The following is a 25,084-nucleotide window of genomic DNA, read 5'->3' as shown; positions in this document are numbered from 1 at the left end:
GTCACAAATCGACCGATTTTCTTCTTGGACTTCTTTGATCCTGTCCCCTTAAGTTGTTATTGCGCGCCTAGCCCCAAGCAGAAGTTATGCGTCTTCAGGTTATGCCGATGGGCAGGGTTTCGGTGCGCGGTGCATGTCTTGAGACCGTGATCGTCAAGCTTCCTCTTGGGAAGCGTGTAAATGGGGACTGTGATGGCTGCCGGTGGAACTCTGACCCTGGGCGCGGGTACGGACTATATTTTCTCCAAAACGGAGACCTGGTCCGGGATCAAGGGGTTCGGCACGCGTGGCGTGGTGTTGGATTCCCAGGGATACACCATTGCTGTCACCAACCTCGATCACATCACCGGTGGCAGAAATGCTCCGGGCAGCGTCAAGAAGGACGTCATCCTACTGGCGGGCGTGGGCGGCAACACCATCACCGTCTCGGGTTTGGAGACGCTGATCGGCAGCAGCGGCACCGACCGGGTCGTCGGCACCTCGACCGGCACGACCATGGCGGTGGAGTCGATCGAGACCTTCATCGGCGCCAGCAGTGGCACCAACCTGATCGTCCTGACCAACGACGCCGGCAATACGATGTCGGTGGCCTATCTGAAATCCATCGTCGGCAGCGCCGGCAAGGACGTCATCAACTTCGGTGCCAACGGCCAGCTGGGAACCACCACCGCCGTCACGGCGGTCGAGACGTTGATCGGCACCTCGGGCGACGACCTCATAGCGACCATCGCGGCGGGCAGCAACACCGTCCAGGTGAAAAACATCGAGGTGTTTCTCGGCAATGGCTCCAAGGCCGGGGACACCGTGTTGCTCGGCTCCTCGGGCAGCACCATCGGTGCAAGTTTCATCGAGACGCTGATCGGCAGTAGCGCCAACGACGTTTTCACGATGGGCTACAAGATCGGCTCGGCCAACATGGCGACGGGCGGCGGCACCACCGCCGTGTCGCTGATCGACACCATCGTCGGTGGAACCGGATCCCGCAACACCGCCATCCTGATGGATGTCGGCACCACCGTCACGGTTGCCAGCCTCAACACGCTGATCGGCGGCGGCGGCAAGGACGTCGTCAACATGACGTTCCGGGATGGCACGCCGATCGTCGGCGTGGGCCCCATCGCCTGGAACACCGTCGGCAACACCATGCAGGTGGAAGCGCTCGAGACGGTGATCGGTACCGCCGGCGAAGACGCGCTCATGGTGGTCGGGAACACCGGCATCACGATGAGCGTCACGGCGATCGAGACGATCATCGGTCGGGGTGGTGCTGAAACGGTGCAGTTGGGGGCCGGCGGCAACACCGTCAGGATCGCCGCCCTGGAAACGCTGATCGGCAGCGACGGCATCGACGTCGTGTCCGTAACCGGCATCAGCGCCGTCACCGGCATGACGACGATGGTGTCGGCGGTCGAGACGCTGATCGGCGGCACCGGCAACGACGTGGTGTGGTTGACCGAAACCGCTGGCACCGTCTACGTGTCCGGGATCGATACCATCTTCGTGGGCGGTCAGGCCATGGAGATCGGCAACACCGAGCGTGTACTGGTCTTCCCGCTCGCGGTGTCCGCGCCTTCGGCCCCCGTTCTCAGCCCCGGCTCCGACACCGGGACGCCGGGCGATTCCAAGACGAACACGACCCTGCCGACCCTGACCGGAACGGCCGCGGCGGGCAGCGTCGTCAATCTCTATGGCAACGGCATCGCGCTGGGCAGCGGGACCGCCGGCGGGGCCGGCCAATGGGCGGTCACGGCGACCACGGCGCTCGCCGACGGCACCTGGACGATGACGGCGAAGACCGTCTCCTCCGGCATGGAGAGCGCGGCGTCGGGCGAGTTTCTGCTGACCATCGATGCGACTGCGCCGACTGCGCCGACCCTGTCCTATACGCCGGGGTCCGACAGCGGCCGCTCGTCCTCGGACGGAATCACCAACGTCAATACGCCGACCGTGACGGGCACGGCCGAGGCCGGAAGCACCGTCACCCTGTATCTCGACGGGGTCAGCGTCGGAACCGCGACCGCCAGCGGCGTCGGCGCCTGGACGATCACCACGCCCACGGTCTCCCAGGGCAGCCACACCCTGACGGCGCGCGCGGTGGACACCGCCGGCAACACGAGCAATGCCTCGACCGCCCTCACGCTCACGGTGGACACGACGGTTGCGGCTCCCACCGGTATCGCGCTGGCGACGGCGAGCGATACCGGAACCCTCGGTGACAACCTCACCGCCGTCAACACCCCGGCCATCGGCGGCACGGCGGAGGCCAACGCCGTCGTCAGCCTGTACAAGGACTCCAGCACCCTTCTCGGCAGCGCGACCGCCGATGGAAGCGGCGCCTGGCGGATGACGCTGGGCGCGCTGGGCGAAGGCGCGCACACCCTCACCGCGCGCGCGGTCGATCTGGCGGGCAACAGCAGCGCCGCCTCGAACCCGTTCACCATCACCATCGACACCACGCCGCCGACCGCTCCCTCCGCGCCGTCGTTGACGGCGGCGTCGGACAGCGGAAGCTCTTCCTCCGACCGGCTGACGAACGTCAAGACGCCCACCTTCACCGGCACGGCCGAGGCGAACAGCGTCATCGACCTCCTGGTCTCCGGCAGCGTGGTGGGAACCGGCACCGCCGACGGCTCCGGCGCCTGGACCGTGACCGCCGGCAGTCCCCTTGCGGACGGCAACTGGTCCTTCTCCACCCGCTCGCGCGATGCCGCCGGCAACACACGCGACGGTGTGGGGAGCCTGACCGTCACCATCGACACCACGGCTGACGCGCCGGGCGGCCTGAAGCTGACCGCCGCCACCGACACCGGCCGCAGCACGACCGACGGCCTCACCAACCTGACCGCGCCCACCGTCGCCGGCACCGCGGCGGCCGGCAGCAGCGTGACGCTCTACGACGGCGCCCTGGCGATCGGCACCGCGACGGCCAACGGCCAGGGCAACTGGGAAATCGCCACCAGCGGCCTTGCCATCGGCGCCCACACGCTGACGGCCAGGGCCGTCGATGCCGCGGGCAACACCAGCCTCGCCTCCAGCGCCTTCACCGTCACGGTGGACACCAGCGCCTCCGCGCCGACCGGTTTGGCGCTGGCGTCCGGCTCGGACACCGGCGTCACGGGGGATTCGAGGACGAACCTCACGACGCCCTCGGTCACGGGTATGGCCGAGGCCTCCAGCATCGTCCTTCTGTACGAAGGCTCGACTCTGCTCGGCCAAGCCACGGCGGGGGCCGACGGCGGATGGACGGTCGCCTCATCCGCGTTGACCGGCGACGTTCACACCCTGACCGCCCGCGCCGTCGATCAGGCCGGCAACACCTCCGTCGCGAGCGGCGGCCTTGTCGTCAACATCGACCTGACGGCGCCGAATGCGCCGGGCGCGCTGGTGCTGAATTCGGACAGCGGCACGCCGAGCGACAACCGGACCCAGGTGACGGCCCCGGTGATCGCTGGCACGGCCGAGGCCGGAAGCACCGTGCGGCTGTATGAGGGCGGCACCCTGCTCGGGACGGGCACGGCCGACCTTTCCACCGGCGCCTGGACGATCACTTCCTCCAGCCTGGGGGAGGGGGCTCACACGCTGACCGCGCGGGCGGTGGACACCGCCGGCAACACGGGCGCCGCCTCCCCAGCGCTCGCCATCACGATCGACCAGACATCGGCCACGCCGGGCGGCTTGGCGCTGAGCAGCGCCACCAACAGCGGCAGCCTGGCCGACGCCCTGACCAACGCACTGACCCCGACGATCACCGGTACGGCCGAGGCCGGCGCCACGGTCACGCTGTATGGCGGCGGCTTGACCGCCAGCGCGACGGCCGACGGGTCGGGCCGCTGGGCCGCCACGATCACCGGCCTTACCGAGGGCGCCCACACGCTGACCGCCAGCGCCGTGGACGTGGCCGGCAACACCAGCCAGCTGTCCGCCGGCCTGGTCGTCAGCATCGACCGGACCGGGCCGGGATTGTCGGCGCCAACGGCCGATACGGCCGGGCCTTCGGGCCAGTTCACCCCGATCCTGTCGGGGACCGCCGAGGCCAACAGCATCGTGACCCTGTACGACGGCGCCGTCGGCGCGGCGGTGCTCGGGGTCGTGACCGTCGACAGCACCGGCTTGTGGTCGATCACCACGCCGGAACTCGGCGGCGGCACACATACCATGACTGCGCGCGCGCTGGACGCGGCCGGCAACGAAACCGTCACGAGTTCCTTGCTTTCAGTGACCGGGCGTGTCGGCGTACCCGGCGGCCTGCAACTCGTCTCCGATTCCGGCGTGGCCAACGACGGGATCACCAATGTGGTCTCGCCGATCCTGACGGGAACCGCGCTTGCGGGCGCGACGGTCTCCCTCTATAGCGGTCTGACGCTGATCGGCACCGGCACGGCCGATGGCGGCGGCCTGTGGACCATCGCCTCGACCGGCACGCTGGCGACCGGCAACGCCCACACGCTTCAGGCCAGGATCGACGCCTATGGGACGGTCCTTACCTCATCGGGGTTGACGGTCACCATCGACACCACGGCGCCCGATCAGCCGGGGGCGCTGGCGCTGCAAGCCGGTTCGGACAGCGGCTCGAACGGCAGCGACCGCGTCACCAACCTCGAAGCGGTCACCGTCACCGGCACCGCCGAGGCGCGCAGCGTCGTCACGCTGTATGGCAATGACGGGACCACGGCGCTCGGCACGGCCACCGTCTCCGACGGCGGGATATGGTCGCTCGGCACGGGCTCGCTGGCGGCCGGCGTCCACACCCTCATCGCCCGTGCGGTCGACATCGCCGGCAACACCGGCGCCGCGTCCAGCGGCCTTGTCGTCACCATCGACCGCACGGCCGCCGCCCCGACCGGCCTCGCCCTGGCGAGCGGATCCGACACCGGCCTGTCGGGCGACGCGATCACCAGCGTCCTCGCCCCGACCATCACCGGGACGGCGGAGGCCAACGGCACCGTCTCGCTGTACAACGGCGCCAATCTCGTCGGCACCGCCACGGTGGACGGCACCGGCAGCTGGTCGGTGACCGCCTCCGCACTCGGCAACGGCACGCATAGCCTGACCGCGCGCGTCGTGGATGTCGTCGGCAACACCAGCGACGCCTCCTCGGCCTTCGTGGTCACCATCGATGCCTCCGCGCCTGACGCGCCGGGCGGGCTTTCGATCGACCCGGCCAACGACAGCGGCATTTCGAACAGCGATCGCCTCACCAACATCAGCGCGCAGACCGTCACCGGAACGGCGGAAGCCGGCGCCACCGTTGTCCTGTATGACGGCGCCACCGCGCTCGGCACGCAGGTGGCGACGGGCGGATTCTGGACGATCGGGACGGGCACGCTTGGCGCGGGCGGGCACACGCTGACGGCGCGGGCCATCGACGTGGCCGGCAACACGGGAGCCGCCTCGGCGGCACTGACCGTCACCATCGACCTGTCCACCCTGGCCCCGAGCGCCATGGCGCTGACCGCGGCGTCGGACACCGGCTACAGCGCCACCGACCGCATCACCAACGCCACGACGCTGTCGCTGACCGGCTCCGCCGAGGCGAACAGCTCCGTCACCCTCTATGACGGGATTGCCGGCAGCCTGACGCCGCTGGCGACCCTGGTCGCGGATGGCAACGGCGCCTGGTCCTATACCGGAAGCGGGTTCGCCGAGGGCACGCACACCCTCTCCGCCACGGCGGTGGATCCCAGCGGCAACACGTCGAGTGGCGCCGGCACGCTGGTGGTGACGGTCGACCTGACCGTCGACGCCCCCGGCGCGCCGGTGCTGGCCCCCGCGTCGGACACCGGCGTATCGGGCGACGGGAAGACCCGCCTGCTCGCGCCCACCTTCACCGGCACGGTGGAGAGCGGCGCGGTGGTGTCCTTGTACGACGGCGGCAATTTCGTCGGCATGGGCACGGCCAATGGCTCGGGCGTCTACTCCATCGAGACGCCGCTGAGCAACGGGGCGCACACGATCACGGCGCGCGTCGTCGACGCCGCCGGCAACGCCACGGCAGCCGCTTCGGCCCCGCTGGTCATTACGATCGACGCCATTGCACCCGACGCGCCGTCCGCCCCGGTGCTGGATTCGGCCTCCGACAGCAGCACGCAGGGCGATTTCATCACGTCCGACGCCACGCCGACCGTGACCGGCACGGCGGAGGCGCTCAGCACCGTCCACCTCTACAGCGGCGGTGTAAGCGTCGGAACGGCCACCGCCGACGGGACGGGGGCCTGGACGCTCACCGCCGGCAGCCTGTCCGATGGCGTCAACACGCTGACCGTCCGGTCTGTGGACGACGCGGGCAATACCAGCAGTGCCTCGGGCTCGCTTCTGCTGACCATCGACACCACGCCCCCGACCCCGGGTGGCTTGGCATTGACGGCGGCCACAGACAGCGGCCGCGTCGGCAACGACGCGGTCACGTCGGTGACGGCGCCGGTCATCACCGGCACCGCCCAGGCCGGCAGCATCGTCACGCTCTACTACCCGGACGGCATCACCGTACTGGGCAACGCGACGGTGGACAGCCTCGGCCAATGGTCGGTGGCCAGCCCGACACTGGGCGAGGGCCTGTACACGCTGTCGGCCCACGCCGTTGATCCGGCCGGCAACACGGCGCTCGTGGCGGCGGCGCTGATCATCAACGTCGACCTTACCGTCCTGCCGTCGTCGGCGCCCAGCCTGACCGCCGGCTCCGACACCGGTCTGCCGAACGATCTGCTCACCAACGACACCACCCCCACGGTGAGCGGAAGCGCCGAGGCGAACAGCGTCATCACCCTCTACGCCGGTGCCACGCTCGTCGGCACGGGAACCGCCGACGGCTCGGGGAACTGGTCGGTGACCACGGGGACGCTGATCAACGGCGCCCACACGTTGGTCGCCCGCGTCACCGATCTGGCCGGCAACAACACCGCCGCGGCGTCCGCGCCGCTGATCGTCACCATCGATACCGAAAACCTCACGATGTCGAACCTGGCCTTCGCGGCCGGGGACGACACCGGGGCGTCGGCCACCGATGGGCTGACCAAGCTCGCCACGCCGACGATCGTCGGTACGGCGGAGAGCTTCAGCGTCGTCACCCTGTATGAAGGAAACGTCAGCGTCGGCTCGGCGACGGCGGACGCGACCGGCGCCTTCTCCCTCACCACGAACGCCTTGTCGCAGGGCAGCCACTCCCTGACCGCGCTCAGCGTCGACCGGGCCGGCAACACCTCCACGGTTTCGAGCAACCTTGTCCTGTCGGTCGACCTGTCCACTCCGCAGCCCAGCCTGCTCATGGCCGTCTCGTCCGACAGCGGCATCTCGAACGGCGACCGCATCACCAACAACCAGATCCTGCCGCTGAGCGGCACGGCCGAAGCGGACAGCACCATCGTCCTGTATGACGGCCTGACCGCGTTCGGCACCGTCCTGGCCGATAGCCTGGGCGGCTGGTCGCTGCTGTCCCCCTCGCTGGCGGCGGGCAGCCACAGCCTGACCGCCGAGGCGACCGACCTCGCCGGGAACCGCTCGACCTCCGCGGTTCTCGTGGTCACCATCGACACCGTTGCAGCGGTGCCCTCGCTGGGCCTGTCGGCCGCGAGCGACACCGGGGTCACCGGCGACAGCATCACCAACGACGCCACGCCCGATTTTACGGGCACGACGGAGGCCGGCGGGTTCGTCTCGCTTTATGAAGGCAACACCCTGCGCGGCTCGACAACCGCAGATGGCGCAGGCCTGTGGACCATCACCAGCAGCCAGATGGGCAACGGTCCGCACACGCTGACCGCGCGCGGCATGGATGCGGCCGGGAACACCAGCGTTCTGTCCCCGGCGGTGGTGATCACCATCGACACGGTCGTGCCGAACGCGCCGACCGGTGTCACGCTTGCGCCCGCTTCCGACAGCGGGGCGTCGAACACCGACCGTCTCACCAACATCTCGACGCCGATCCTGTCCGGTTCGGCCGAGGCCAACAGCACGATCACGCTCTACAGCGGTTCCACGGCCGTCGGCACGGCAACCGCCGGCGGCAGCGGGGGCTGGACCGTCACCGCCGCGTCGCTGGCCGACGGCGTGAACACGCTCACGGTGAAGGCGACCGATGCCGCCGGCAACACCAGCGCCGCCAGTTCGCCGCTGACCGTCACCATCGATACCGTCCAGGCGGCGCCCGGCACGCCGGTCCTGGGCGCAGCCTACGACAGCGGAACCTCCAGCTCGGACGGCATCACCAGGATCGTCAACCCGACGATCACCGGCACGGGCGAGGCGGGCAGCGTCGTCACCCTTTACGACGGCGGCGTGAGCTATGGCTCCGCCACCGTGAACGGGCTGGGCGTCTGGTCGATCGCAACCGGGACCCTTCTCCCGGGCACCCGGACCCTCACCGCCAGCGCAATCGACCGTGCCGGCAACAGTTCGGTCGCTTCCGCCGAGCTGGTCATCACGATCGACACTTCGGCGTCTGCGCCGGGAACGCCGTCGCTCGTCGTCGACAGCGGCGCCTCCAACACCGACCAGCTGATCAACACCGGTTCGCCGACCCTCACCGGCACGGCCGAGGCGAACGGCCTCGTTCGGCTCTATGACGGAGCCAGCCTCATCGGATCCGGGACGGCGAACGGTTCCGGCATCTGGACGATCGCGGCCAGCGGGCTGGGCGCGGGTGCGCACACGCTGTCGGCCCGGATGGTCGATGCCGCCGGCAACACCAGCGATCCGTCCGCTACGTTGACCATCACCATCGACACCACGGCGCCCGGCGCGCCGGGGACCCCATCGCTCAGCGCCGGTTCGAACAGCGGATCCACGGCCGACCTCATCACTTCGGTCTTCACGCCGACCATCACCGGTTCGGCCGAGGCGAACAGCATCGTCACGCTGTACGACGGCACGACGGCTCTCGGCACGGTGACGGCCGACGGCAGCGGTGCCTGGTCGACCACCACGCCGTCGCTGGCAGATGGCGCGCACACGCTGTCCGTGGTCGCGCTCGATCTGGCCGGCAACACCAGCGCCGCGTCCACGGCGCTCACGGTCACCATCGACACCACGGCGGCGGCTCCGACGGGGCTGGCCTTGGCCGCCGTCTCCGACACCGGCTTCCGGGGCGACAACCTGACCTCCGCCACCACCCCGACCATCACCGGCCGGGCGGAGGCGGGGAGCGTCGTCACACTGTTCAAGGTTGGGCAACCGACGCCGCTCGGCACCGGCACCGCCGACAGCACGGGCGCCTGGTCGATCACCAGCTCCGTTCTTGATGGCGGCACCGGAACGGCACATTCACTGTTCGCCACGATCATGGATGTCGCGGGCAATACCAGCTCCGCGTCCGCTTCGCTGACCTTCACCATCGATACCGTCCCGGATGCGGTCTCGATCGAACTTGCCCCGTCTTCGGACACCGGGTCGTCCAACAGCGACCGGATCACCTCCGACACCACGCCGACGCTCAGCGGCACGGCGGGTCCGGGCCGGGTCGTCACGATCTCGAGCGCGTTCAACGGGGGAACGGCCGCAGACGTCGGAACGGTGACGGCGGATGCCATCACCGGCGCCTGGAGCTTCACGCCGTCGAGTTCTCTTGCCGCCGGTGTCTACAACTTCGGGATATCCTCCTTCGATAACGTGGGGCTCGCGGGCGTCAACGGCGTCACGGTGACCATCGACCTCACCGCCGACAAACCCGGCGGGCTGGCTCTGGCCACCGGATCGGACAGCGGTCGGAGCACGACCGACAAGAAGACGAACGTCGCGACACCGACCATCACCGGCACCGCCGAAGCGGGCAGCACCGTCACGCTCTATGACAATGGCGGCTCCATCGGGACGGTCACGGCAAGCCAACTCGGCACCTGGTCCTTCACCACGCCGACGCGGGCCGACGGCACCCACACCTTCACGGCCAGGGCCGTCGACGTCACCAACAACACCAGCGATCTCTCCGACGAGTTGATCGTCACCATCAGCACGCAGGCGGCCGTGCCGGGCGGTCTTGTCCTGACGACCGACTCCGGCAGCAGCGCGACCGACAACAAGACCAACGTGGCGTCGCCGACGATCAGCGGCACGGCGGAAGCCTCCAACATCGTCATGCTGTATGACGGCTCGGCGCTGGTCGGCATGTCGACGGCGGGTGTCGACGGCAACTGGACGGTCCAGGCCATCGGACTGGCCGACGGCGAGCGCACCCTGACGGCGACGACCATCGACCAGTTCGGCAACACCAGTGCCGCCTCGGCCGCCCTGCTCGTCACCATCGACACCGCCGCACCCCAGCCTTCGTCACTCGCCCTGACGGCGGGTTCCAACAGCGGCTCGACCACCGACCTCGTGACCAACAGCACGACGCCGGTCCTGACCGGGACGGCGGAGGCGGGCAGCGTGGTCATGCTGTATGACGGCGCGAACCTCCTGAACACGACGACGTCCGACGGCGCCGGCGCCTGGACGATGAGTTCGGCGTCGCTGAGCGTGGGCACCCACAGCCTGACCGTCATCTCCCGCGATGTGGCGGGCAACACCGGCGCGGCCTCGTCTCCGCTCGTCGTCACCATCGATCTCACCTCCACCACGCCCACGGGGCTGGCGCTGGGCACCGGCTCCGACAGCGGCTCGTCGGCAAGCGACCGCGTCACGAAGGTCGCCACGCCCACGGTTCTAGGCGTTGCGGAGGCGAACAGCGTCGTCACGCTGCATGACGGTGTGAGCGGCCAGGGCATCGGCACCGCCACCGCCGACGGAACCGGCGTCTGGTCCATCGACGTCGCCTCGACGCTTTCCGGCGGCACGCATTCGCTGACGGCGACCGCCGTCGATGTGGCGGGCAACACCAGCGCCGCCGGTGTGCTCGTCGTCACGATCGACACGACTGCTGCCGTTCCGACCACGCCGGTGCTGACGGCGGGCTCCGACCTCGGTCGCTCGAACAGCGACCGGCTGACATCCGACCGCACGCCCACGGTGAGCGGCAGCGCCGAGGCCAACAGCGTCATCACCCTGTATGACGGCAGCGTCTTCGTCGGGCTCGGGACCGCCGGCGGTGACGGCTTGTGGTCGGTGACGGCCGGCGCCCTGACGGAAGGCGAGCACACGCTCACCGTGCGGGCGACGGACGTGGCCGGAAACACCAGCGATGCCTCGGGCGAACTGGTCGTGACCATCGACCTGACGACGGCCGTCCGTTCGATCATGCGGGCGAGCGGAAGCGCGGGCGCCAACAGCGTCGTCACCCTCTACGAGGGCGTGAACCCCGCCGGGGAAGGCATCAACGTCTTCGGGTCGGCGACCGCCGACGCCAATGGCCTGTGGACCCTGCTGGCAAGCGACCTGGGCGTGGCCGACTACACCTTGACGGCGGTGGCGCCCGGCGCGAACAGCGGCACGGCAGGGCCGTCCGCTCCGCTCGTGACCATCGATGTCGTGACGCCGGTCCGCTCGATGCTGCTGGCCCAGGCGTCCGACACGGGCAGCGGGCGCGACGACCTGCTGACCAACGACACCACGCCGACGCTCATCGGCATGGTCGAGGCGGACAGCGTGGTCACGCTGTACGACGGCAACCTCGCGGTGGGCACCACGACGGCCGATGGCACCGGCGCCTGGACGATCACCTCGACGACGCTGAACTCCGGTCTGCGCCAGCTTTCGGTCACGACGGTCGACCGGGCCGGGAACACCGCCACCTCCGCGTCGGGGCTGGCGGTGACGATCGACACGACCGCACCGTCGGCGCCCGCGATCCCGGCGCTGAGTCCCGACAGCAACAGCGGCCGTCTCAACAACCTCGTGACCAACGTCCGGCAACCGGTGCTGACCGGCAACGCCGAGGCGAACGCGCACATCCTGCTGTACGCCAACGGCACGCTGGTGGGCGAGACGGATGCGGATGCGTCCGGGAACTGGTCGGGCGGCACCTCGGCGCTGAGCCTCGGCGCACAGACCTTGACCGTCAGGGCCGTGGACGCGGCGGGCAACACCTCGTCGCCAAGCAGCGGCCTGACGCTGACCATCACGCCGGAAAGCGCTGCTCCGACCGGCATCGGGTTGGCGCCGGCGTCCGACAGCGGCGTCCAGGCCGACCGGCTGACCAACGACAGGACCCCGACCATCACCGGATCGGCGGTGGCGAACAGCGTTGTGACGCTGTACGACTACATCACGGTCGTCGGGACCGGGACGGCGGACGGCAGCGGCCTCTGGTCGATCACCACCGGAAGCCTGAGCGGGTCGAGCTGCACCTTCACCGCCACGGCCATCGACCCCGACGGGGTCGAATCGCCGCTGTCGGCCCCCTTCTTCTTCAGCATCGACACCACGGCCCCCACGGCGCCGGGCAACCTCGACCTTGCCAACGACGACGACACCCTGACGAACAACGCCACGCCGCCGATCACCGGCACGGCGGAGGCGGGCAGCACGGTGCTGCTGTACGACGGCAACCTCCTCGTCGGCTCTGCCACGGCCGATGGCGGAGGCGTGTGGACGGTCAGCCCGTCCTCGGCGCTGTCCGACGCGGCGCACAGCCTCACCGTCCGTGCGGTCGATGCCGCCGGCAACACCTCGGCGGCGTCCAGTGCGCTGACAGTGACCGTCGACACCGTCGCGGCGCCCCCCGGCGCCCTCGACCTGACGACGGACAGCGGCGCCAGCAGCACCGACAACCTGACCAACATCACCACGCCGACCATCGCCGGCACGGCGGAGGCCGGCAACAGGGTCGTGCTGTACGATGGCATCACCGCAGTCGGGACGGCCACTGCCGGCGGCGGCGGACTGTGGACGATCGCGGCCTCCTCCTTGTCCGACGCGGCGCACACGCTCACCGCCAAGGCCTTCGATGCGGCCGGCAACACCTCGGCGGCTTCCGGCGGGCTGATCGTCACCATCGACACCGCCGTGGCGGCGCCGACGGGCCTCGGCCTCGCCAACGACCTCGACGCGCTGACCAACACCACCACACCGACGATCACCGGTACCGCCGAGGCGGGCAGCACCATCGTCCTGTACGAAGGGGCGCTCTCCCTCGGTACGGTGACGGCCGATTCGACCACCGGCGCCTGGAGCCTCTCCCCGGCCTCGCTGAGCGAGGGGGCCCACACGCTGAGCGCGACGGCCGTCGATCTGGCCGGCAACAGTTCTTCCGCATCAGGCGCGTTCATCGTGACCGTCGATACGGTGGCGCCGACGCTTCTGACGGCGCTCTCCGTCAACGGAAACCTGCTGACCCTGACCTTTGCCGAGGCGGTGAGCCTCGCGGCGGCCCCCCATCAGACCACCGGCATGAGTGTCATGGTCGACGGCACGCCGCGCGCCATCACCGCCGCCTCCGGTACGGGCAGCAACACCGTGACCCTGACGCTCGCGTCTGCCGTGTCTCACGGGCAGGCCGTGACCTTCAGCTACGATGCGGCGCTGTCCGGCAGCGCCCTGTCCGACCAGGCGGGCAACGAGTTGGCCAGCGTCGTCGGGCAGGCGATCGCCAATGCCACTCCCTCGCCGCCCCCGCCACCTCCGCCGCCGCCGACGACGGTGGTGGACGGCGTGCCGCTGACGACGACGACGGGTACGGACGGCATCGGCCGTCCCACGGAGACCGTGGTGATCGCTCCGGTCACGGAGAACCGGACCGACACAGATGCCAAGACCAGCCTGGCGGATGTGCCGTTGGCTGGAACCGGAACCAACCCGGTGTTGGAGGCCAGCCTGCCGACGGGCGTGGGCATCACCTCCACCGGCACCACCTCCGGCCTGACGCTGGGCGAGTTGGCCACCGCCTTCTCCAGCCAGTTGGGCAGGCTGGGCACCGACGCGCCGACCAATTCGACCGTGCCCAACGCCGGCCTTACCCAGTTGCTGCCGTCCACCAGCACGGTGACGTTACGGAGTGTTACGCCCACGGTCGCTTCGGGGCAGGCCCCGACCACGCCGATCACCATCACCGGCTCGGCTCCGGCCGGCCAGGCCTCGGCCGTACTGCTGGACGCGCGTCAGCTTCCAGCCGGAGCGGTGGTGAACCTGCAGAACGTGGACTACGCCGTCATCACCGGCGCGGTCACGGTGGGTGGCGGTGCCGGTTCGAACGTGGCGATCGGCGACGGCGCCAACCAGACCATCATCCTGGGCGCCGATGACGACACTCTGCGTGGCGGCGGCGGCGACGACGTGGTCGGCAGCCGGGAGGGCCGGGACCTGCTCTATGGCGATGCCGGCAACGACACGGTGTTCGGCGGGCTCGGCTACGACCGTCTGTCGGGCGGTACCGGCGACGACCTGCTGCGCGGCGACGAGGGTGTCGATGCCGTACGGGTGGAGGCGAACTTCGCCGATGTGCTGATCGCCCACGGCGCATACGGCTCGCTGACGATGGCCCACGCCACACTGGGCACCGACCGATTGGAAAGCGTGGAGATCCTGCGCTTCAACGATCGGGTGGTCCTGGTCAACGCGCCCACCGGAATCATCGGCGACACCGGTGCCTCGCTGATCAGCGAGACGCTGTACCTCGCCCGCAATCCGGACGTGGCGCAGGCGGTGGCGCGCGGCGAGTTCGCCAGCGGCATGGACCATTACCAGCGCTTCGGCGCAGCGGAAGGCCGGCTGAAGCCGGTGGCGCTCGACGAGGCCTTCTATCTGTCCCAGAACGCGGATGTCGCCAGGGCGGTCGCTGCCGGGCAGTTCACCAGCGGCCTTCAGCATTATCTGCTCCGTGGCGAAAAGGAAGGCCGCGATCCCAACGCGCTGTTCGATACGACCTGGTACCTGGAGCACAACGCCGACGTCGTGGCCGCCCTTCAGGCGGGCACCATCGACAGCGCCTATGAGCATTACGAGAGGTTCGGCTGGAAGGAGGGCCGTACGCCGTCGGCGTGGATGGACACCAATGCCTATCTGGCCGCCAACCCGGACGTCGTGGCCGCCAGGGTGGATCCGATGACCCACTATCTGAACTTCGGCGCCCGCGAGGGACGGACGATCATCGCGGCGGACAGCGGCCTTTGGCTGAGCTGAGATCGATTGGGGCAGGAAGCGGGGCAGAAAGAAGGAAGCGGCCGCTCTCTGTTGAAAGCGGCCTTCCCGGCGGGGCGGGGCGGTGTTCCGCCCCGCCGTCCGCGGGTGCGGCATCGCGGGGGATCACGCAGGCGAGGTGATCATGCGACCAAGTCATGAAGGGCGTCTGCGACGCGCCGTATGACGGCAGTCCAGTCTCCCGGCGCGGTCTGGCGGAAGAGCCGCATGGTCGGGTACCAGGGCGTGTCGTCACGGTCCAGAAGCCAGCGCCAGCAGCCGTCGTAGCGCGACATGACCCAGACCGGCTTTCCCAGCGCTCCGACGAGATGGGCGACCGAGGTGTCGACCGTGATCACGAGATCGAGGCGCATCACCAGGGCCGCCGTGTCCGCGAAATCGGTGACTGCTCCCATCGGATCGTGGATGTCCATCCCCGCCGGCGGATCGGCGAGCTGCGCCGCCGGCCCGCCCATCTGCAGGTTCACGAAGCGCAGGTTCGGCACCTCGGCCAGGGGCGCCAGGTCGCGCAGGGTCATGCTGCGCCGCCTGTCGGTCAGATTCGCGCGCAGCAGGCCTGGGCGGGGGTCTCCCGACCACACCAACCCGACCCGCAGTCCGGTGCCCGGCAGGGGCTGGCCCAGCCACTTGCCGATCGCTTCGGCGGGCGGGTAGAGGTAAGGAATGCTGCCGGGAATTGTGTCCAGTTCGGTGCCGAGCAGCCGAGGCAGGCTCATCAGCGGACAATGGAACTCCGGCTTCGGGAAGGGGTCGGTCAGCGCATGAACCGCATCCACACCGGGCATGCCGGCGACCAGCCGCTTCAGTGCCGGCTGGACCGCCAACACCACGCGCCCGCCCTGCGCCGCGACCAGCGGGGCGTAGCGGACGAAATGCAGGGTGTCGCCGTGCCCCTGTTCGGCGTGCAGCAGGATGGTGGCGCCATTCAGCGGCTCGCCCCGCCAAGCCCGCAACTGCCCGTTCACCGTCGGCAGCTGGCCGGTCTCCCAGCGCGCCTCGTAATGATCCCAGCCCTCCTTGAGCCGGCCGGCTTTGAGCAGGGCCAGCGACAGGTTGAAGCGGGCGTCGGGATGCTTCGGTTCGGCGGCCAGGGTGCGGCGAAACAGGCGCTCCGCCTCGTCCAAATGGCCGAGGTCGAGGTTGACGATGCCGAGATTGTTCAGCGCCGACACATGTGACGGGTTGATCTGCAGGGCTCGCCGGCACAGTGTCGCCGCCTCGGCGAAGTCGTCGCCGTTCCGGGCCTGTGATCGCTGGACGTAACCGAGGTTGGCGTAGGGATCGGGATGGTCCGGCTTGAGCGCCACGGAGCGGCGGCAGAAGCCGATGGCGCCCGGGCCGTCGTTCAACTCCCACACCGCGCTGGCTAGGTTGTTCCACGCCCCCGGATGATCGGGGGACAGGCGCAGGGCCCGGCGGAAGGCTGTAGCGGCCTGCGCGTGGTTCTTCTCCCGCGAGGCGGTCGCGCCGAGGTTGACGTAGGCCTGTACCGTTGCCGGCTCCAGCGCCATTGCCGCCCGATAAGCGACGCCGGCATCGGCCAGCCGTCCGGAAAGCAGGCGGGAATCGGCAACGGCCAGGAGTTCGCTCGCCGTGGCCACGCGCAGGCGGCAGAAGCGCTCCAGCAGGGCCGACGCATTGTCGCCCGGTAGGGGTTGCCTGTGGAGGTTGGCAAGCGACTCCGGATAGGCAGGATTGAGCGTCAGCGCCAGACGGTACTGCTCTCGCGCCTCGTCCGGTCGGCCGAGCGCGCGGAACGCTTCACCAAGGCTGTTGCGATAGTAGGCCTGCGCCCTGTCGACCACGAGCGCCCGGCGCACCCAGTGGCGGGCCACCTCCGCCGCTCCGGCTTGCAGTGCTGTCACGCCAAGCAGGTGGAGGACGTCGCCATGCGACGGCTCGGCGGACAGAATAGCCCGGTACAGTCTGCCCGCTGCGGCATCCCCTGCCTTATGCCGAGCCACCGCGGAGGCGAGCATCGACCTCACGTCGGGCAGCGTGGCCTTTTGGCCTTCCCCGACCTCGGGTTTGCAGGCCAACTGGCCCATGTCCTCACCTCATCATCAATGCGCCAGGAAGTCTGTTGAAATACATAACGCTTTCCGGCGCCAAAGCCAGCATCGCCAAGGTGCCGGACCGGCCTGAGAGTGGGTGGACCGGAGCGCGCAGGACGGCCATCACCTCTTTCCGCGTGACGCGCTGCTGTTTCAGGGCACCCGGCAAAAACTCGCCCCGGTAGACGGGCAATGTCGGTTGCGCCTTGATGATCGCCTGGAAGCGTGGCCAGCGGACCGACGCCCAGGTGATCGCGTACTGCAGCAGGATCAGCAATGCCATCGCCAGCACCCCTTCGGCCAGCGCCACCGACTTGCTGAGCAGCACGGTGGCGAGCGTCGAGCCGAGCGCCACCGTCACCACCAGATCGAAGGCGTTCATCTTGGCCAGGGTCCGCTTGCCCGAAACCCGCAGCAGCAGCACCAGTGCGGCATAGGCGAGCACGCCGACCACCAGCACCCGGACCAGACCGGTCCAACTGTCGAAGAACATCCCGATTCCTTTCATCCTTTGGCCCGCCAACCTCCCTTGCGGCCGGGAGTTCCGGATCACGGTGCCGTCGCAAAAGAGGCAGGCAAGCCCTCACCAATGCGCCGGTCGGCAGGCAGTGGGCGTGGCAAATGGGCGTGGCAAATGTCGTCGAGCCTGCACGCAAGGCCGGGAAGGACCATGTTATCCTTCTGCGGCGGCGGGAAGGCCGGTCGCTGTTCGTTCCGCTTCCGCTGGGGTGAATCGATTGAAGGGCCGCCTGCGCTACTACTGGATGTTCCTGCGCGAAAGCCTGTGGTTCGTGCCTCTGCTGATGAGCATCGCGGCGACGGCGCTGGCCGTCCTTCTCGTCACCGAAGGCGAGGTGCTGCCCGACGGGGCGGCCGAGCTGTGGCTGATCTACAGCGGCGACCCCGAAAGTGCACGCCAGCTGCTGGGGGCGCTGCTGTCGGGCATCATCACCATGACGTCGCTGGTGGTCTCCATCACCGTCGTGGTGCTGACCCTGGCCGCCGGACAGCTGGGCCCACGCCTGGTGCGGAACTTCATCGGCGATCCCCAGACCCAGACGGTGCTTGGACTGTTCGTCGCGACGATCCTCTACCTCCTGGTGGTTTTCCGCAGCATCGGCGCCCCCTCCGACAACGCAATTCCCCATTTCGCGATCAGCGTCGGCACGGCCCTGTCGGCCCTGTGCCTGTTCGTCCTGCTGTTCTTCGTGCACAAGCTGGCGCGGTCGATCATGTACGACAACGCCGTGCGCGACGTTTCCCACCAGCTGCGGGCATCCATCGATCTGCTGTTGCCGGAGGAGGGGACGCCCGAGATGCCTCCACCGGCGCCGGCCGATGCGGCGCGCATCGGGTTCGGGCGCGACGGATACATACAGGCGGCCGATTTCGACATGTTGGTGCGCATCGCCTGCGACGCCGATGCGGTCATCTGGCTCGACGTGCGGCCCGGGCGTTTCGTGCTTGCGCGCGGATGCCATGTCGCTGTTCACCCGCCCGACGCCTGCAGCGACGCGCTGCGTGAGGCTTTGGAGAAAGCCTTCATCATCGGCACGGAACGGACACCGACCCAGGACCTGGAATATGGCATCCGCCAGCTGGTGGAAATGGCTCTGCGTGCCCTGTCGCCGGGCATCAACGACGTCTATACGGCCCTGACCGTGATCGACATGCTGTCCTCCGCCTTGTCGCGCATCTTCGACCGGCCGTTGGAGGCCGCGATGCTCCGCGATGCCCGGCAGCGCGTGCGGGTGGTCCGCGACGTGACGAACCATGATGGTCTGGTGCGCGCTGCCTTCGACCAGCTCCGTCAGGCGGGAGCCGGAATGCCGGCCGTGCTGATCCGGATGACGGAAGCCCTCGCAGCCCTTGCGCCCTACGCTTGCGACGATGCGCGAAGGCGGCCTTTGCTGGATCAGATCACCCTGATCGAGATGGAAGGGAAGCGCGCCGACTTCCTCGACCGTGACCGCGAAGCGCTGTTCGCCCGCTGCCGCAACGCCCGGGAGAGTCTGACCGCACAGGTCGGTCGTTGATCGGGTCGGGCCGCACTGGAGGGGGCAACTCATCATTCTTGAGAGGCGGTGGGTTTCATTGGCCTGGAATGACCCCATGTCTACGGCTCCCGGCCGGGGCTCCCGGCTGGGGCTCCCGGCCTTGGTCGGGCTTGGTCTTTCCTGCGTCAGCCCTTGAACCCCAGCGAGGAAGGGAACGATGAGCAATCTGAGCAAAGTCCTCGGCGTCATCCTGGCCAACGGGCTTGCCGGCCGCACGGGCCGGGGGCCGGCCTTTGCCGCTGCGATGCCTCTGCTCCTCGGCAAGAAGGGCAAGAAGAAAAAGAAGCACTTCTACGGCCACGGCTATGGTGGTCCGCATGGAATTCCCCATGGACCGGCCGCAGGGATGGGCGGGCTGGCCGGCGGACTGGCGGGCGGCCATGGTTCGGGGCTGCTTCAGAAGGCGGGGCTCGCCTCGCTGGCTTATCTCGCCTACCGCGCTTATCAGGACAGCCAGAAGCCGGCGCCGACCGGATCGCGGCCTCCTCCTCCCGCTGCCAGCGGTCCGCTGGGGGGCATCCTCGGCCGGTTGGGGCTGGGTGGCGTGTTTGGCGGCGCCTTGGGCGGTGGTGCGATGGGAGGAGGGTCCATGGGCGGCAGCGTCCTGGGCGGTGGTGCGGCGGGTGGTCTCGGCGATCGTCTGGCCGGGGTTCTGCGCGGCGGTGCGCCGGAGCCCGATCTGGGCGACGCCAAGGCGCTTCTGCTGATCCGTGCCATGATCGCCGCGGCGAATGCGGATGGCCGGATATCGCCCGATGAACAGCGCCGCATCCTCGACAGCCTGGACGCCGCCCAGGCGGATCCGGAAGATCGGCGGATCGTCGAGGCGGAGTTGCGGTCCCCGCGCCCGATGGACGACATCGTCCGCGAGGTGCGCGACCCCGACACGGCGGAGCAGGTCTATCTCGCCTCAGAACTGGCGGTGCGCGGCGGCAGCGAGGTCGACCGCCAGTATCTGGCCTACCTCGCCGCCCGTCTCGGCCTGTCGGACTCCCGACGGCGGGAGCTGGATTCGATGGTGTGACCCGCGCGTGGTCCGTCGAAAGGGGGGCCGTCAGGGGTGTGCCGGCGGGTCGGTGACGATGCGCACCGGAACGCCCTTGGCGGCGGGGGTCTCCGAGGCCTCGTCATGGTACCAGAGCGGGATCAGCGGGTTCATCTCCGGATAGTAGGAGCCGACGCAGCCGCGCGGCAGACGGAAGGGCGTGACAGTCAGCCCGTTCACCCGCCGGTCGACGCCGTCGCCGGCATCGCCGGCAAGCCCGACCACCTGCCCCTCCCACAAACCGGCGGCGGCGATGTCGGCCGGGTTCATCAGCAGCACGTCGCGCGTGCCCTCGATCCCGCGCAGCCGGTCCGAATAGCCGTAGATCGTGGTGTTGAACTGGTCGTTGGATCGCATGGTGATCAGCCGGAAGCGGCCCGGCGCGTCTTCGAACCCGATCGCGCGCAGGTGCCCCGGCGGGGTGAAGTGGGCCTTGCCCGACGGGGTCTTCCAGATCCGTTCGCGCGCGGGATTGCCGCGGTAGAAGCCGCCCGGCGTGAAAACCCGTTCGTTGAAGCGGTGGAACTGGTCGGGATAGGTCTCTTCAATCAGGGCACGGATGCGGCGATAGTCGGCCACCCATTCGTCCCATTTGACCTTCGGGTTCGGCGGCAGGGTCGCCTTGGCCATGCCGGCGACGATGGCGACCTCCGATTTCAGGTCGGGGCTGGCCGGCGTGTTGTTGCCGAGCGAACCGTGGATGCAGCTCAGGCTGTCCTCCATCGTCACCGCCTGGGCGCCGCTTTCCTGCAAATCCTCTTCCGAGCGGCCGAGGCAGGGCAGCAGAAAGGCGACCTCGCCGTTGATCAGGTGGCTGCGGTTCAGCTTGGTCGCGATCTGGACGGTCAGGCGCATGCGGGACCATGCCGCCTCCATCCGGTCGCGCTCCGGAATGGCGCGGACGAAGTTGCCGCCCAGTCCGATGAAGGCCTTGACCTCGCCCGACAGGATCTTCTCGCAGGCCCTGACGGTGTTCAGCCCCTCCTTGCGCGGCGGCTCGAAACCGAATTGTTCGGCCAGCCGGTCGAGCGGCACCAGCTCCGGCTTTTCGGAGATGCCGACGGTGCGCTGGCCCTGGACGTTGGAATGGCCGCGGACCGGTGAGACGCCGGTGCCGTCCCGCCCGATGTTGCCCTTCAGCAACCACAGGTTCACCAGCGCGGCGAGCGTTTCGGAGCCGCGCACATGCTGGGTCAGGCCCATGCCGTACATGGCGATGGAGCGGTCCGCCTCGATGTAGATGTCGGCGGCCTGCTTCAGGTCTTCGCGGGTCAGGCCGGATTCCCGTTCGATCTCGTCCCAGCCGACGGCCTCCACCCGCGCCTTCATCTCGTCGAAGCCGACGGTGTGCTGGGCGATGAAGTCGGGGTCGATGACATGCCGCTTCTGGCTGGACCAGCGCGCATCCTCGGCCGCCAGCACATGCTTGATAAGGCCGGTGATCGCGGCGATGTCGCCGCCAGCCTTGACCTGGAAATAGAGCGTCGAGATCTGCGTGTCCTTGCCGGTCAGCATCTCCAGCGGGCTCTGCGGATTGCGGAAGGTCTCCAGGCCCTTCTCCCGCACGGGGTTGAAGGTGACGATCTTCGCGCCGCGCTTTACCGCCTGCTGCAGCGGGTGGAGAAGGCGCGGGCTGTTGGAACCGGTGTTCTGGCCGAAGAAGAAGATGGCGTCGCAGCTGTCGAAATCGTCCAGCACGCAGGTGCCGACCGGCGATCCGATGACCTTCTTCAGGCCGACCGAGGTCGTCTCGTGGCACATGTTGGAGCTGTCGGGCAGATTGTTGTGCCCGTAAAGCCGCGCGAACAGCGCGTAGAGGTAGGAGGTCTCAAGGCTGGCGCGGCCGGAGGCGTAGAAGACCGCCTGCTCCGGATTCATGGCGCGCAGTTCGGTGCCGATGGCGGTGAAGGCTTCCCCCCAGCTGCAGGGCACATAGCGGTCGGTGGCGCGGTCGTAGCGCATGGGGTGGGTCAGCCGCCCCTGCTGTTCCAGATCGTAGTCCTTCCAGCCCTTCAGCGCGCTGACCGAATGTTGGGCGAAGAAGTCCGGCGTGCAGCGCCGGCTGGTCAGCTCCCAGATCGTCGCCTTGGCGCCGTTCTCGCAGAACTCGAAGGTGTGCGGCTTGGCCGGTTTGCCCCAGGCGCAGGATACGCACATGAAGCCGCCGGACTTGTTCTGCCGGCGCAGCGTATCGAGCACGGCGGGGCTCGGCCGCTCCTCTCCCATGATCCGGGCCATGGAGCCGACCGAACCCCAGCCGCCGGCGGGCGCGTCGTAATGCGGGGTGTTCTCGTCGTCCGACAGTCCGTCGATGCTCATGGCGCGGGTCTTTCAGCGGATTGGTCTTTAGGTCAGGCCGGGCATGATCTTCTGGACGCGGCGTGGCCGCCGGCCTTCCGGCTAAATCCAACCGGCCGGATGGCGACAGGTTCCGCCGTACCGCCGGTCGGATGGAGCCTCCGCACCCCCGAAGCCCACGCTACCCTGATGGCATATCCGCCCCGTTGAACGGGGGGCGGGCGTAATGGAGCCGGTCCGGTCCTGTTGGGAAGGGGGACAGGCCCCCGTAATGGTCGCGGTGGCCTCCAGGGAAGAGCCCCCGGGAAAAATCCTCAGGTCAGTGGAGAGCCATCCATGCCCAACGCCAAAGACAACCTGATCGCGTGGCTGCGCGACGCCCACGCCATGGAAAGCCAGGCGGTCGAGATGCTTGAGCGTCAGGTCGACCGCATCAAGAACTATCCGGAGATGCTGGCGAAGGCCCAGGAGCACATCGAGGTTTCCAACCGTCAGGCGGAACGGCTGAGCCAGTGCCTGCAGTCGCTCGGCAGCAGCACCTCCTCGATCAAGACAGGGGTCGGCATGCTGATCGGCAATGCGCAGTCGCTGTCGGGCGTGTTCGCCGACGACGAGATCGTGAAGGCCGGAATCTTCAACTATGCCTTCGAGCATTTCGAGATCGCCAACTACCGCGCCCTGATCGCCGCCGCCAACCGGGCCGGCGAGCCGGAGATCGCCCGCACGCTCCAGCAAAGCCTGGACGAGGAGATGGAGATGGCCTCCTGGCTGGAGCAGCGCCTGCCGCAGGTCACCGAAACCTTCCTGACGCGCCAGGAAGCCGGGGCGCCCGCCGAAGCCAAGCGCTGAGCAGCCGGGTGCCGGTGCCCCTATTTGCAGATCAGCGCGTCCCCTTAGAGTCCGTCAGATGCTTATTGAAGCATCTGACGGACTCTAGCCTTTTGATTTTCCGCTCGATTCACGCTTCAGACGATTCCGTCTGAACTGATCGCACTCTAGGATGCGGCGGGACCGATTCCGCGCTGTTGGGCGGCGTCCAGCAGGCTGACCAGTTCGCCCGACACCCACCAGCGGCATTTGCGCCGCTCTTCCGTCGCGACCGTCACCACGCGCTCGATCAGCCGGTTTTCCCCGGCATTGAGTTCGCGCCCGTCACGCAACGCCCGCTCGACGATGGCCAGCAGGGTCTTGTCGATGGCGGTGATCTCGATGGGGTAGCCGGTCTCCTCCGCCAGTTCGCACAGTTCGGCCATGGCGGACAGCGCGTCGTCGCGCCCATAGCTGCCGATCTGGCGGAACAGGCCGGCCAGATGTTCGCCGATGGCGGTCAGCCAGGGGTTGGTCGAGGCGGCGATGCCGCGGCGGCGCAGCCGGTGATTGAAGCCGTTGATGAACCGCACCGGCTCGACCAACGGATGGGCCGACGCGCTGGCGTTGAGGGTCAGCAGGCGATGGCTCAGCACCGGCACCACCTCTCCCTCCACCAGCCCGGTGACGCGGCCGACGGCGGCCGACACCGCGGCCCAGTTCCGGCCGCCGCGCTCCACCCCGAAACTCTGCAGCGCATCGTACCAGCGGAAGGCGCGGTCCTGAAGGCGGTCCACCGTCTCGCCCGCGGTCAGCTGCGGCGGGGCAGGGCGGCCGAGATGGAGATCCTCCAGCTTCTGGCGCAGGCATTGCCAGGCGAACTGGACATGGCCCACCGCCGCCTCCACCAGGGGCGAGTTCGGGAACAGGCCGTAGAGCGCCAGCGCCTGATCGGGATCGCGCGACCCGTTCACCAGGGACAGGGCGTAGAACAGGGCGCCATCCGGCGTTCCGCCATGCTGTGCCATCTCCGACACGGCGTGAAGCATGCCGATGGTGTCGCGCGGGCGTACCGCGCCGCGCCACAGCGGCGCGTGCTCCAGCATCGCGTCCAGCATCGCCAGATCGCCCATCGACAGCGGCGCCACGCTGGTCAGGCCGCGCTTGCGCAGCAGGGTGATCCGCTCGGCATTCGCGGTCGCCAGCAGCGTGCCGGCCCCGCCGCGCTGGCGCAGGATCGCAAGCGAGCGGACGCGTAGCTCCTCCGCCCATTCGGCCGCGGCAGGCGAGGCGAGGACGGCATCGAGCGGATGCTCGCTGGCACGCGCGGCGATGTCGGTCTGCACCCGGCCGGCCAACTCGCGCAGGTGCGGCAGCAGGGCGAACCACCAGGCGCTGGCATCCACCACATGCATGCAGCCGGGCGGCCGTGTTTCCGCCAGCATCAGCGCATCGGTGCGCAGCATCACCGGGTCGAACCATCCGGTCCAGATGCGGCGGGCATGTTCGGTGCGCGGGCCGTTCAGCATGGCGACGATCAGGCGGCCGACCTCCACCGTCATCTGGTCGTCTTCCAGATGCCCGGCCTGCACCAGTTCGAACAGCTTGGATTTCTGCGCGCGATCGAGCGGGGCCAGGATCGCCTTGACCTTGTCGAGGCTGACGGCCGCCGGATCGGGTTCGGCAGCGTGAAGCGGGACGGTCTGAAGGGAGGCGCTGCGGTTGGGGCGGCCGGCCATGGCGTTCACGGGCGCTGCTGAATCGACGCAATTTTAGGTACAAGCAGTGATTATTGCTACTGATATGTGGTGACATATTCTGTC

General features: G+C 68.8%; 8 protein-coding genes. 4 read left to right on the top strand and 4 right to left on the bottom strand.

Going from position 1 to position 25,084, the window contains the following annotated elements; all coding sequences use genetic code 11:
• Window positions 1-180 precede the first annotated feature (180 nt).
• The gene (locus J2Y49_RS28470) at window positions 181-14,982 is read left to right on the top strand and encodes an Ig-like domain-containing protein (protein ID WP_310118815.1); all 14,802 of its coding nucleotides are present in this window, start codon (window positions 181-183) and stop codon (window positions 14,980-14,982) included.
• A gap of 140 nt (window positions 14,983-15,122) precedes the next feature.
• On the opposite strand, the gene J2Y49_RS28465 is transcribed toward J2Y49_RS28470, so the two are convergent.
• Together J2Y49_RS28465 and J2Y49_RS28460 are read right to left on the bottom strand one after the other, a co-directional pair.
• On the bottom strand, window positions 15,123-16,865 hold the full coding sequence (locus J2Y49_RS28465) for a tetratricopeptide repeat protein (RefSeq protein ID WP_310118813.1): 1,743 nt from the start codon (window positions 16,863-16,865) through the stop codon (window positions 15,123-15,125).
• 187 nt (window positions 16,866-17,052) lie between these two features.
• Window positions 17,053-17,547, bottom strand: coding sequence for a DUF421 domain-containing protein (locus J2Y49_RS28460; RefSeq protein WP_310118812.1), 495 nt, complete (start codon window positions 17,545-17,547; stop codon window positions 17,053-17,055).
• A 244-nt stretch (window positions 17,548-17,791) separates the two neighbouring features.
• On the opposite strand from J2Y49_RS28460, the gene J2Y49_RS28455 reads away from it, so the two are divergent.
• Entirely contained in the window at window positions 17,792-19,090 is a 1,299-nt protein-coding gene (locus tag J2Y49_RS28455; protein WP_310118811.1) for a DUF2254 domain-containing protein, read from the top strand.
• A 178-nt stretch (window positions 19,091-19,268) separates the two neighbouring features.
• The gene (locus tag J2Y49_RS28450) at window positions 19,269-20,135 is read left to right on the top strand and encodes a DUF533 domain-containing protein (protein ID WP_310118810.1); all 867 of its coding nucleotides are present in this window, start codon (window positions 19,269-19,271) and stop codon (window positions 20,133-20,135) included.
• 30 nt (window positions 20,136-20,165) lie between these two features.
• On the opposite strand, the gene J2Y49_RS28445 is transcribed toward J2Y49_RS28450, so the two are convergent.
• Window positions 20,166-22,475, bottom strand: a complete 2,310-nt coding sequence (locus tag J2Y49_RS28445; RefSeq protein ID WP_310118809.1) for an FdhF/YdeP family oxidoreductase — start codon at window positions 22,473-22,475, stop codon at window positions 20,166-20,168.
• Window positions 22,476-22,790: 315 nt separating this feature from the next.
• Here J2Y49_RS28445 and J2Y49_RS28440 point away from each other — a divergent pair, with 315 nt between their 5' ends.
• Complete coding sequence (locus J2Y49_RS28440) at window positions 22,791-23,303, top strand: ferritin-like domain-containing protein (protein WP_310118808.1); 513 nt, start codon at window positions 22,791-22,793, stop codon at window positions 23,301-23,303.
• A 146-nt stretch (window positions 23,304-23,449) separates the two neighbouring features.
• Here the strand turns inward: J2Y49_RS28440 and J2Y49_RS28435 are convergent, their stop codons facing one another.
• On the bottom strand, window positions 23,450-25,000 hold the full coding sequence (locus J2Y49_RS28435) for a hypothetical protein (RefSeq protein ID WP_310118836.1): 1,551 nt from the start codon (window positions 24,998-25,000) through the stop codon (window positions 23,450-23,452).
• Window positions 25,001-25,084: the final 84 nt, after the last annotated feature.

Origin of the sequence: Azospirillum sp. BE72 (assembly GCF_031455875.1) — a bacterium.
Lineage (GTDB): Bacteria > Pseudomonadota > Alphaproteobacteria > Azospirillales > Azospirillaceae > Azospirillum.
The sequence above is the reverse complement of the archived record's forward strand: the minus strand, read 5'-3'. Positions and strand labels throughout refer to the sequence as shown.